This is a genomic window from uncultured Thiodictyon sp. (assembly GCF_903828115.1).
Lineage (GTDB): Bacteria > Pseudomonadota > Gammaproteobacteria > Chromatiales > Chromatiaceae > Thiodictyon.
Genome location: NZ_CAIKKU010000746.1, coordinates 1 through 10,100 on the forward strand (window position 1 = coordinate 1; position 10,100 = coordinate 10,100).

12 protein-coding genes are annotated in these 10,100 nt (G+C 71.8%); 6 read left to right on the plus strand and 6 right to left on the minus strand.

What is annotated here, in order from left to right; genetic code table 11:
• The first annotated feature begins 167 nt into the window (after nt 1-167).
• Nucleotides 168-812, plus strand: a complete 645-nt coding sequence (locus QZY48_RS27500; protein WP_295436792.1) for a c-type cytochrome — start codon at nt 168-170, stop codon at nt 810-812.
• 223 nt (nt 813-1,035) lie between these two features.
• On the plus strand, nt 1,036-1,866 hold the full coding sequence (locus tag QZY48_RS27505) for an endonuclease/exonuclease/phosphatase family protein (protein WP_295436793.1): 831 nt from the start codon (nt 1,036-1,038) through the stop codon (nt 1,864-1,866).
• Here the strand turns inward: QZY48_RS27505 and QZY48_RS27510 are convergent.
• Nucleotides 1,817-2,383: a hypothetical protein gene (locus QZY48_RS27510; RefSeq protein WP_295436794.1), complete on the minus strand. Its 567-nt coding sequence runs from the start codon at nt 2,381-2,383 to the stop codon at nt 1,817-1,819. The two genes, QZY48_RS27505 and QZY48_RS27510, sit on opposite strands and share 50 nt — an antisense overlap.
• Nucleotides 2,384-2,460: 77 nt before the next feature.
• On the opposite strand from QZY48_RS27510, the gene QZY48_RS27515 reads away from it, so the two are divergent.
• The 4 genes from QZY48_RS27515 (at nt 2,461) to QZY48_RS27530 (ending at nt 5,160) form a co-directional block, all read left to right on the plus strand.
• Nucleotides 2,461-3,345 carry a transglycosylase SLT domain-containing protein gene (locus QZY48_RS27515; RefSeq protein WP_295436796.1) on the plus strand — a complete coding sequence of 295 codons (885 nt, stop codon included), beginning with the start codon at nt 2,461-2,463 and terminating at the stop codon, nt 3,343-3,345.
• A 4-nt stretch (nt 3,346-3,349) separates the two neighbouring features.
• Complete coding sequence (locus QZY48_RS27520; RefSeq protein WP_295436797.1) at nt 3,350-4,165, plus strand: SAM-dependent methyltransferase; 816 nt, start codon at nt 3,350-3,352, stop codon at nt 4,163-4,165.
• Nucleotides 4,166-4,483: 318 nt separating this feature from the next.
• Nucleotides 4,484-4,729 carry a hypothetical protein gene (locus tag QZY48_RS27525; RefSeq protein ID WP_295436798.1) on the plus strand — a complete coding sequence of 82 codons (246 nt, stop codon included), beginning with the start codon at nt 4,484-4,486 and terminating at the stop codon, nt 4,727-4,729.
• Nucleotides 4,729-5,160, plus strand: a complete 432-nt coding sequence (locus tag QZY48_RS27530) for a putative toxin-antitoxin system toxin component, PIN family (RefSeq protein ID WP_295436800.1) — start codon at nt 4,729-4,731, stop codon at nt 5,158-5,160. The genes QZY48_RS27525 and QZY48_RS27530 overlap by 1 nt, the downstream gene beginning before the upstream one ends.
• A 45-nt stretch (nt 5,161-5,205) precedes the next feature.
• On the opposite strand, the gene QZY48_RS27535 is transcribed toward QZY48_RS27530, so the two are convergent.
• From QZY48_RS27535 to QZY48_RS27550, 5 genes are all read right to left on the minus strand, one after another.
• Nucleotides 5,206-6,159 (minus strand): formylglycine-generating enzyme family protein, encoded by a 954-nt coding sequence (locus QZY48_RS27535; protein ID WP_295436802.1) that lies wholly within the window; start codon nt 6,157-6,159, stop codon nt 5,206-5,208.
• Nucleotides 6,156-6,512 (minus strand): SUMF1/EgtB/PvdO family nonheme iron enzyme, encoded by a 357-nt coding sequence (locus QZY48_RS35085; protein WP_366929796.1) that lies wholly within the window; start codon nt 6,510-6,512, stop codon nt 6,156-6,158. The genes QZY48_RS27535 and QZY48_RS35085 overlap by 4 nt, the downstream gene beginning before the upstream one ends.
• Nucleotides 6,509-7,516 (minus strand): reverse transcriptase domain-containing protein, encoded by a 1,008-nt coding sequence (locus QZY48_RS27540; protein ID WP_295436804.1) that lies wholly within the window; start codon nt 7,514-7,516, stop codon nt 6,509-6,511. The genes QZY48_RS35085 and QZY48_RS27540 overlap by 4 nt, the downstream gene beginning before the upstream one ends.
• Nucleotides 7,497-8,000: an HRDC domain-containing protein gene (locus tag QZY48_RS27545; protein ID WP_295436805.1), complete on the minus strand. Its 504-nt coding sequence runs from the start codon at nt 7,998-8,000 to the stop codon at nt 7,497-7,499. Before QZY48_RS27545 ends, QZY48_RS27540 begins: the two co-directional genes overlap by 20 nt.
• The coding region (locus QZY48_RS27550) for a formylglycine-generating enzyme family protein (RefSeq protein WP_295436807.1) at nt 7,997-10,100 on the minus strand (2,104 nt) is incomplete at its 5' end. The genes QZY48_RS27550 and QZY48_RS27545, both read right to left, overlap by 4 nt.

Genomic DNA, 10,100 nt, shown 5'->3' on the forward strand with positions numbered 1-10,100 from the left:
AGCCCACGGCAGCGCCAAGGCAGCGGTACAATCCGCCGCCGATCGACACGAATTTTCGCGGAGAAATTGACCTGTATGAGCCCGGTCTGATATACATTCACGGTTTTTTCGGCCCTCAGCTGGCCGCGCCCGGGCGCGGCCGCGAACAACCTAGGCAGGCATAGGCAATGACGAACAACTGGCTCAAGGCGATTTCGGCGGCGGTCCTGGTGGCGGGCGGGGTCTCGGGGGCGGTCGCGGCGACCACGGCGCCGGCGCAGCCGGTCGGCGACCCCACGGCGGGAGAGGCCAAGGCGGGCGTGATCTGCGTCGCCTGCCACGGTCCCATGGGTAACAGCATCAACCCGGTGTGGCCCAAGCTGGCGGGTCAGCACCCGGAGTACATTTACAAGCAAATCATGGATTTCAAGGGCGGTAGGCGCGAGAACGTCCTGATGACGGCACAGTCCGCCGCGCTGAGCGAGCAGGACGCGCGCGACGTGGCCGCCTATTATGCCAAGCAGACCCAAAGCGGCGGCGTCGCCGATCCCGCCGCGGCCGTGCTGGGCGAGCGCATCTACCGGGGCGGCAACCCGGAGTCCGGGGTACCGGCCTGCAACGGCTGTCATGGGCCGGCTGGCCTGGGCGTGGGCGTCGCGAAGTTCCCGCGCGTCTCCGGCCAGCAGGCCGACTATGTGAAGCAGACCCTGGGCTATTTCCGCGCCGGTACCCGGGCCAATGACCCCAACGGGATGATGCGCGGCGTCGCCGCCCGGATGACGGAGCCGGAGATCGCCGCCGTGTCGCAGTACATTCAGGGACTCGGGCAATAACCCGGGAGCAAGCCAAGCCGCGGTCGTCGGGGGGTGCCGGGGCGGCCCTGCGGTGGACCGCGCGCGGGGGCACCTGCGTGTCTTCGGGGGCCGTCGTTTCCCGCGCGTGGGAGGCAGGGCTCGCGCCGGGGCGGGAGGCCCCGGCCCCCGTGGGCCCGGCCCCCGGGCGGGGGCCGTGTTAGCCGGCAGCCCCGACCATGCACCGCCCGCACCGCCGGCCGCCATGCAGCAAATCAAACTGCTGAGCTACAACGTCCAAGGCGGGATCTACTCGCGCAAGTACAGCGACTATGTGACCAACAGTTGGAAGCACCTGCTGCCCCACCCGGAACGCCTGGTCAACCTGACCCGGATCGCCCAACTGATCCAGCAGTTCGACGTGGTCGGCGTCCAGGAGGTGGACGCCGGCAGCCTGCGCAGCGCCAATGTCGACCAGATCCAGTACCTGGCCCGTCAGGCGGCCTTCCCCTACTGGTACCACCAGGTCAATCGCGACCTGGGACCCTTCGCCCAACACAGCAACGGGCTCTTGAGTCGGCTGCGCCCGGGTCCGGTGACCGAGCACAAGCTCCCCGGGCTCCCGGGGCGCGGCGCCGTGGTGGCCGAGCTCCCGCTGGCCGACGGCGGCCACTTAGGCGTGGGCATCGTCCATCTGGCGCTCGGCTGGCGCGCCCGCAAGCGCCAGCTCGACTACCTGGCCGAGGTGGCGCAAGCGCATCCGCTGCTGGTCCTGATGGGCGACTTCAACTGCGATTGCGACTCCCGCAGCCTGCGCGCCATGGTCCGGCGCACCGGGATGCAGGGCCTGAACCGCGAACTCAAGACCTTTCCGAGTTGGCGCCCGCGCCGCACCCTGGACCACATCCTGGTCTCGGCACCGCTGCGCATCGTCAGCGCCCATGTGATCGACTACCCCCTGTCCGACCACCTCCCGCGCAGCATGACGCTCGCCCTGCCGGCCGGCCAACACTTCGCGGAACCGGCGCAACTGCGCGCACAGGCGTTCAATCCTGTACGAAAAAGTGACGCCATCCCGAGCCACACGCGTCGGTGAGCAGGTCCAACAGCGGGCCGGTCGGTACCGCCTCCCCGGGGAAGACCTCCTCGACCATGACGAACAGGCGCCCGTAACCGCCCTGCTCCTTCCAATCCCAGCGCCAGGGCGGGCGGGTCTCGCCGCAGGTGGTGCAGGTCAGCCCGGGCAGGGGGCGCGGCGGCGACTCCAGGATGCGCCGCCGCCACTCCAGCAGACGGGTGCGGCAGCCCGGGCAGCGCGGCGGCCGGGTATTGCGGCCCCAGCGCAGGCGCGGGGCGGCGGTGAGTGCCGAGAAGTGCACATGGCAGAAGGCGGCGCCCGGGTCCGGCCCCGGGGCGGCGGCGATGGCCACCGCGCACCCGCTGAAGGCGAGCAGGCTCAGGAAATTGCGCCCGACGCCGAAGGCCCCGGGCCGGCCCGGCAGGGGGTCGCCGATAAAGCCCGAGTGCGACAGGGCCGCCGCCAACAGGGCCGCATCGGGACCGGCAACGGGATCGGCGGTGGTCAGGACCAGCCGGCCGGTATGGTTGGGCATGACTGCGTTCCCGTGTCGAATGGCATCAGGTATGCTAACAGATCGCTGCCCGGACGAACCCAACGCGGACCATCGCCATGCGCCTGCGCACCCATCGGTACCTCACCGCCCGCATCTTAAGCGGCTGCGCGCTCAGCCTTGCGGCACTCGCCCTGGTGTCGGTGGAGGCCGTCGCGGATGCGGCCTTCACCAAGGCCTATGCGACCGCGGACAAGCGTCAACTGACCGAATGGGGGCGCCGCTTCCAGCACGGCGAGGGCGTCACCGCCAGCCTCGACAACGCCATCCGGCTCTACTGCAAGGCCGCGAAACAGGGCGACCTCAACGCCCAGTATTATCTGGGCTACCTGTACGCCAACGGCACCGGGGTGCAGCGCGACGAGGAACTGGCGGCGGCCTGGCTGCACCTGGCCGCGGCCCAAAACGACCCCCAGTCCAAGCGCATCCTGTCCATGCTGGGCTATGCCAAGCGGCCCAAGCGCCAACCGATCTGTGCCCTGACCGACGGCCGCGACGCCCTGCGCCCGCCGCCCCCGCCCCTGGGACCGCGGCCGGGAATGGGCCCCACGCGCACCCAGCCGGCCGCGGGGCCGATCGCCGACCTGGTCCGGGGACTGGCGCGGGAATACCAGCTCGACCCCAATCTGGTGCTCGCTGTGATCGAGACCGAGTCCAACTTCAACCCCCGGGCCCAGTCCCCCAAGAACGCCCAGGGCCTGATGCAACTGATCCCCGCCACCGCGCAGCGCTTCGGCGTGCGCGATGTCTGGGACCCGGAGCAGAACCTGCGCGGCGGCATGGCCTACCTGCGCTGGCTGCTCGCGCACTTCAACGGCGACGTACGCCTGGCGCTCGCCGGCTACAACGCCGGCGAGGGGGCCGTGGCGCAGCACGGCGGCGTGCCGCCCTTCACCGAGACCCGGGACTATGTGGCGCGCATCATGCGCAAGCTCGGGCCCTGACCCAATGCGCAGCCCTGGCCTTGGCAGGCGTCTTCTGGGGTTGGCGGGCCTGGCCCTCGTCGGCCTGGCGGCACCGGTCGGCGCCGCGCCCGACGCGCCCGCGGCAGTCCCGGCGCCCGCCCCCGTCGGCCCCGCCCTGGACGACCCAGCCGCCAGCCCCCTGCTCAACCGCCACTACCAGACCGGCGACCTGGGCCAGCCCCCCCCGCCCGCCCCGCCGCCCGGCCGCGAGGTCTTCACCCGGCGCTTCGAGATCGTCCACGCCGCCGCCGTCACGCCCGGCCTGCGGGTCGCCGCCATCGGGGACGGCGACGGACTCATCGCCGCCCTGTTCGCCCGCGCGGTCGGCCCCGAGGGAGTCGTCTATGGGATCGTCCAGGCAGGGGACGGCGCCACGGAGCGCATCGCCGGGCTCAACCGGGTCGTGCGCGACTACCGGGTCCCCAACCTGATCCCCACCCTCGCCACCGCGGCCGACACCGGGCTGCCGGCCGCCGGCATCGACCTCGCCTTCATCGCCGCCGACGGGCACCGGCCCGCCGACCCGCGCCCACTGCTCGACTCCATCCACACGGCGCTCGTCCCCTACGGCACCCTGATCCTCGTCGCCGCCCGCCCCCCGGCCGGGTCCAGGCGCACCGGACCGCCCGCCGCCACCCGGGAGGCACTCATCGCCGCGGTGCGGGCCGCCGGGTTCCGCCTGGTGGAAGAACCCGGATTCCTGCGCGAGAACGATTTCCTGCGCTTCGAGAGGATCGGGGAGGAGCCCGCCGCGGCCGGCACGCCAGCAGGCCAGGTGCAACCGCAGACGGAACGATAAAGGTCCCCGTGGGAGCGGCTTCAGCCGCGATGCGGCGCCGCGGCAAACTCCGGTGCCGCGCTCCCACGCGACCCGTCGCGGCTGAAGCCGCTCCCACAGCGGCGCTGCGCGACCGGCATGGTCTCGCCGCGGGCGGCGGTCTGACCGCAGTCAAACCGGAGGTCGAGGCTTCAGCCGGACGGGGCGACGGCGTGGCCCGGGGTTGGGGTGGGACCCGCACCTCGTCACGCCCGGCAAGGCCTGACCGCGGGCCCGATCCGGCCGCGCCTGCCTGTATACTTACCCAGGCACCCCGTCGTCGCGACTCCGGAGCCGAACATGACCAGTATCCGCATCGATCTCCCCGACCGCCTCGCCCGCGAGGCCGAACAGGCCGGGTTGCTCTCCTCCGAGGCCATCGGGCGCCTGCTCCAGGAGCGCCTCCAGGCCGGCAGCGCCGAGCGGCTGTTCGCCGCCATGGACCGGATGGCGGCCCTCGATGAGCCGGCCGCCCTGTCGCCCGAAGAGGTCGCCGCCGAGATGGCCGCCGCGCGCGCCCGGCGCCGGGCGTCCGCGGCAGACTGATGCGACTGGTCCTGGACACCAATGTCGTCGTCTCGGCCATGCTCTGGGGTGGTCGGCCCCGTCTGCTGCTGGACGCGGCGCGGGCAGGCCCCGTCAGGCTGTTCACCAGCGCCACCTTGCTCGCCGAGTTGGACGAAACCCTTCGCTATCCCAAGTTTCGCGGCAAGATCGACGCCTCCCACTTGGCGATCGAGCAACTCGTGGCGCTCTACGCCGGGCTGGCGACCGTGGTGCGACCCGCCCCGATCGAGCCGGTCATTCTGGCCGACCCGGACGACGACGCGGTGCTCGCCTGTGCCTTGGCGGCACGGGCCGCGTGCATCGTATCCGGGGACAGCCACCTGCTCAATCTCGGCGCATGGCGCGGCATCGAGGTGCTGTCGGTACAGGCGGCCCTGAGGCGTCTGGACGAGTCATCCGAGCGATGCTAGCTCGCCCCACCCCCGCGGGACCTGACCGCCCGCGCCTTCCGCTCGCTACCGCTCGCTCCCTGCGCGGGCAGTCCGGCCCCGCTCCCTGCCTGGCTGCCCGGCCTGCCCTGCCGGCCTGGGCTCGGGACCTAGGGCAAGCCGGAAACCGGCAAGGTGGAGGCGAAGGCCGGGGACGAAGTGGGCGCGGGACGCGGAGCGCAGGAGCCGCGCCCCGTTGGCCCAACTGCCGCCGCGCAGCACACGCCCCACGCCCGAGTCAGGCCCAACCGGATCGGTAGCCGGACCGGACGGATAGGCGCTATACCAGTCGCTGCACCACTCCCAGACATTGCCGTGCATCTCATACAGGCCCCAGGGGTTGGGGGGCAGGGAGGCAACGTCCAAGGTCTCTTGCCGGTAAAGCCCCTTACGGTCGCCGCGATAGGGATAGTTGCCGTCGCAATTGGCCTGCTCCGGGGTGAGGTCGTCGCCGAAGGAGAAGGGGCCGGTGGTACCGGCGCGGCAGGCGTATTCCCACTGTGCCTCGGTCGGCAGCCGCAGGCGCTGGTCGGACGCCTGGTCGGTGTCGGCCGCGCCAAGGCGGCGGGCCGCACGCCGGCCCGCAAAGGCCGCAAGCTCGGCATCGAGCCGCTCGATGAAGCCCTGCACATCATCCCAGGAGACGGTCTCCACCGGCCGCCGCTCGCCCTTGAAGTCGCTCGGATTCCCGCCCATCACCGCCTGCCACAGGGCCTGGGTGCAGGCGGTCTCCGCCAGCCAGAAGCCGCGGGTCAGCAGCACCGGGTGCTGCTGCTCGTTGCTGTAACGCCCGTGCTCGCCTTCCGGCGAGCCCATCAGGAATGGCTCGGGCGTCGGCGGTATCCACCGGAAACCCTGGCGCGCGCCCTTGTAGGTAAAGGCCTGCCAGAGGCCGAAGGGGTCCTCGCCCCAGTCGCTCGCCCAGCACGCGGGGAACTGGTCGGGAGGCGGACCGGGCGGCGAGGGGCGCGGGGGCGTCATCTGAAATCCGCCAACGGCTCACGCCAAGGCGCCAAGCTCGCCAAGAAAGACACGGAGGGCGGCCGGACGGCGAGCCTTCGGGGGGCATCTGCTCCCCCTACCAACACGCCGCCGGCCCTTTGCTTTTCGCCTGCGCCCCCCGCAATGGCAGGGCGGCAGGACCGGATGGCGGTCTGGTCCATGGGGCGGCATCCGCCGCCCCGTCGAGCTAGGGCAAGCCGGAAACCGGCATTGTGGTTGCGATTGCCGGGGTCGTTGTGGTTGCGGTACGCGGAGCGCAGGTTCTGCGCCTCGTTGGCCCAACTGCCGCCGCGCAGCACACGCCTCTCGCCTGATGGGACCCCCACCCTCATAGCTCCGGCGCGGGGAAACGCGCCAGATTCGTGCGCCGCCAGCCGCCGCTCTGCGCGTGGCCGACGATGGCACGGACCGCATCATAGCCCCGCTGGAGCCCGAGCGCATCGATCTGTCCCGACTGCCAGGCCGATTCCCAATGGGCGCGGCGTTCGGCATAGCGCCGCCGCCGACGTCGGCCGAGCAGCAGGGCCCCAGCCCGCACCCGAAAGCCGCAAAACCCCACGCCGTGGGCGCTGCGGTTGATCTGCGGCGGTTCCTTGAGGCGCAGCAGGCGCTTGGCGCCCAGCCAGTCGCAGACCAGCGCCAGGGTCTCGCGCGCCTGGTCGCGGTCGTCGCAGAACCACAGCACGTCGTCCATATAACGCAGTTCGGCGCGCACCCCCAGCCCCTCCAGCAACAGCCGGTCGAGCCCGTCGAGGTAATAGTTGGCGAAGTACTGGGAGGTCAGGGAGCCGATGGGCAGGCCCCGCCCCGGCGCGGCCGGGCAGCCGTGCACGATGCGGCCCAGGAGGTCCAGAAAGGCCCCGCCCTTGAAGCGGCGGGCGAGCAGGTCGAGGAGCACCGCGTGGTCGATGTGCTCGAAATAGCCCTTCACATCGATCTTCACATACCAGGGAAACCGCTGAATGGCCGCACGCGCCGCCTGCACCGCCGCCAGGGTCCCCTTCCCCGGCCGACAGGCGAAGCTGGTATCCGTCATGGTCCGCTCCAGCACCGGCCCCGCCAGACACATGACGGCGTGGTGCAGCACGCGATCAGGGAAGCAGGCCGCATGGATGACGCGGGGCTTCGGGTCGCGGATGCGAAAGGCGCGGTAGTCCCCGCGCGGCACCCGGCCGCTGAGGATCGCCTCGGCGAGTGACCCCAGATTGCCTTCCAGGTCCGCGAGGAAGGCGCGCACGGCCGGGCGCTCCCGCTTGCCGCGGGCGGCGCGGGCCGCGGCCTCGGCGAGGTTGGGGATGGCCGCGACCGCGGCCAACTCAATGCGCGTCCGGCGCATCGGCGCCCTCCCCGGCCGCCGCGGCCGGCGCCTGGTCCAACACCGCGAGGAACGCCGCGGCGTATTTGTCCACCCGCGCCTTGCCGACCCCCTCGATCTCACCCAGGGCCGCGGCGGTGCGCACCCGGCCCTGCACCATGGCGGCGAGCTGCTCGTTGGTGAAGAGTGCATAGGCCGGCACCCCCTCGCGCTGCGAGAGGTCCTTGCGCAGGCTGCGCAACGCGGCGAAGACGGCGAAGTCCTGTTGGTTCAGGACCTCCCGATAGTCGACCTTGGCCTTGTCGCCGCGCGCCGCCGCGCCCGGCGCGCCGGGGGCGGACTCGGTGTCGGCATAACAGACGGACAGGGCCCAGAAGCTGCGCTCGCCGTCGATGACCAGATGACGGTCGACCGACAGGATGCGGTATTGACCGAGCAGGCGATTGAGGTCCTCGGTCTGGGCATCCGGCTCCTGGACCGGGATCTTAAAGAATTGGTACTTCATGCGCCTTTGCTCCCCTCAGCCCCGCGGGACCTGACCGCCCGCGCCTTCCGCTCGCTCTGCTCGCTCCCTGCGCGGACAGTCCGGCCCCGCTCCCAGCCTGCCTGCCTGCCCTCTCCTGCCTGGCCTGGCTCGGGACCTAGGGCAAGCCGGAAACCGGCATTGAGGGAGCGAAGGCCGGGGTCGTAGAGGAAGCGGAACGCGGAGCGCAGGTACAGCGCCACGAGGGCCCAACCGCCGCCGCGCAGCACACGCCCCTCGCCTGAAGCAGCACCCTCAGGATCGACCACCGCACCGGTCGGGTAGTCCCCGAACCAGTCCTGACACCATTCCCAGACATTACCGTGCATTTCGTAGAATCCCCAAGGGTTGGGAGGAAGGGAGCGGACCGCGACCGTCTCGCTGCCATTGTTTGCCAGCTTCGGATCGAAGTCGTCGCCGAATGAATAGGCGGTCATCGTGCCCGCCCGGCAGGCATATTCCCACTCGGCCTCGGTCGGCAGGCGAAACCGTAGGGTCCGCTGTGCGGACCTTTCTGCGGCATCCGGCGACGCCGGATCGACCGATGCACCCAGGGATGCCGCCAGCCCGGCATTCAGGCGCTCGATGAAACCCTGGACTTGCTCCCAACTGACCTGCTCGACCGGCCGTTGCGGTCCCTTGGCGTGGCTGGGATTCTCGCCCATCACCGCCTCCCACAGGGCCTGGGTGCAGGCGGTTTCCGCCAGCCAGAGGCCGCGCGTGAGGATGACCTCATGCCGCGTCTCGTCGGCGTCTCGGCCCTTCTCGGACTCGGACGAGCCCATTAGGAAGCTGCCAGGCCAGACCCACCGCAGGCCGATGGGGACCCCCTCGATCGCGATCTCCAAGCGCAGCCCCAACCGATCGCGGCTCAGTGTCCGCCCGCCGCGCCCCAAGGCGAGACCGCGCGAGCGCAGCGCCCTGTATTGACCCTCGTCGATGAAACAGCCGTGCCCGTCCCAGGGCGACTCCAGGGCCGGGCGTACCGGCGAGCCGGGCCAGCGCAGCCACTCCAGGGGCGCGCACCAATAGGCGCGCCGCTCGCCATCGCCGTCGGTGAACCCGACGAAGAGCCCGTCGCCGTCGCGCCCCAGGGTGTGGGCCCAGGCGGGCCTGTCCATGGGCGCGATCGACAGCTCCTCGAAGTCGGTGCGCAGGCGCCAGCCGGCCGCGGCGAGCGGCAGTGCGCCGACGCCCCCGTTGGCCGGGTCCAGCCCCAGACTCTGCCAGGGCGCGCCGCCGCAGGCTTCCTGCGCCTCGACCACGGGCCAGCCGGTGGGCATCTGTGAGACCACCGGACTGCCGCTGCCGAAGGTCTCGGCGGGCGCCGCCGTCGACTCCCATTCCAGCCAGTCGCCGCGCTGGACCAGGCGCCAGGAGCGGGGCTGCTTGGGACGGCCCGCGGCGGCCAGGGCGCGGTAGATGTCGAAGCCCTCGGGATTGACCGCACCGGCGCCCGCGGCCTCGGGGTGGGCCAGGAGCCTCAGCCGGTGGGTGCCGGGGCTGAAGTCCCAGACCTCGCGATGGGAACGCCCGGTCCGGCGGTCGACCCACCCGATGAGCCGCTGCTCATCCCCGGCGGCACCGCGCTCACGGGTCTGGAGCAGCGTGTCCGCCACCTTGTCGAGAAAGGTCTCGGCGGCGTCGTCCGTACTCCCACACATGGCCGCGTAGAGCGCGCGCTCCTCCATGCGCACGGCGACGGAGGCCTCGACCGTTTCCTGTTGGGCCTGGATCAGGTGCCAGGCGAGGCGGCGTTGCGCGGGTGTTCCGGCGCTCGCGAAGGCGCGGCGCAGGCGCTGGATCGCCGCCCGGTTGCCGGGCACCAGCGGGAGGTCGCCGCCGACGAAGGCCGGGTGTTGCCAGCAGGCGGCCTCACTGCCGACCCGGGCCAGCCCCGCCGGCAGGCGGTGGCGCAGGTGGCGCAGGAGCGGCGGGGTGATGGCGATGCAGGGGCTGAGCAGGCTCAGCAGCAACTCGGCACCGCGATCGGCACTGATCGCGGCGCGGCCCGCGGCGGCGCGCCCCGGCGCCGGGCTCGGCCTGGGGCGCGGGCCCGCGGGCCGCGGCGGGATCGGCCCG

What these genes read in the sequence shown, in the direction of transcription:
- QZY48_RS27520 (WP_295436797.1), top strand. Translation starts at nt 3,350, where the DNA reads ATGCGCAGCCCTGGCCTTGGCAGGCGTCTTCTGGGGTTGGCGGGCCTG.
- QZY48_RS27540 (WP_295436804.1), bottom strand. Translation starts at nt 7,516, where the DNA reads ATGCGCCGGACGCGCATTGAGTTGGCCGCGGTCGCGGCCATCCCCAAC.
- QZY48_RS27535 (WP_295436802.1), bottom strand. Translation starts at nt 6,159, where the DNA reads ATGACGCCCCCGCGCCCCTCGCCGCCCGGTCCGCCTCCCGACCAGTTC.
- QZY48_RS27530 (WP_295436800.1), top strand. Translation starts at nt 4,729, where the DNA reads ATGCGACTGGTCCTGGACACCAATGTCGTCGTCTCGGCCATGCTCTGG.
- QZY48_RS27515 (WP_295436796.1), top strand. Translation starts at nt 2,461, where the DNA reads ATGCGCCTGCGCACCCATCGGTACCTCACCGCCCGCATCTTAAGCGGC.
- QZY48_RS27500 (WP_295436792.1), top strand. Translation starts at nt 168, where the DNA reads ATGACGAACAACTGGCTCAAGGCGATTTCGGCGGCGGTCCTGGTGGCG.
- QZY48_RS27545 (WP_295436805.1), bottom strand. Translation starts at nt 8,000, where the DNA reads ATGAAGTACCAATTCTTTAAGATCCCGGTCCAGGAGCCGGATGCCCAG.
- QZY48_RS27525 (WP_295436798.1), top strand. Translation starts at nt 4,484, where the DNA reads ATGACCAGTATCCGCATCGATCTCCCCGACCGCCTCGCCCGCGAGGCC.
- QZY48_RS27510 (WP_295436794.1), bottom strand. Translation starts at nt 2,383, where the DNA reads ATGCCCAACCATACCGGCCGGCTGGTCCTGACCACCGCCGATCCCGTT.
- QZY48_RS35085 (WP_366929796.1), bottom strand. Translation starts at nt 6,512, where the DNA reads ATGAGGGTGGGGGTCCCATCAGGCGAGAGGCGTGTGCTGCGCGGCGGC.
- QZY48_RS27505 (WP_295436793.1), top strand. Translation starts at nt 1,036, where the DNA reads ATGCAGCAAATCAAACTGCTGAGCTACAACGTCCAAGGCGGGATCTAC.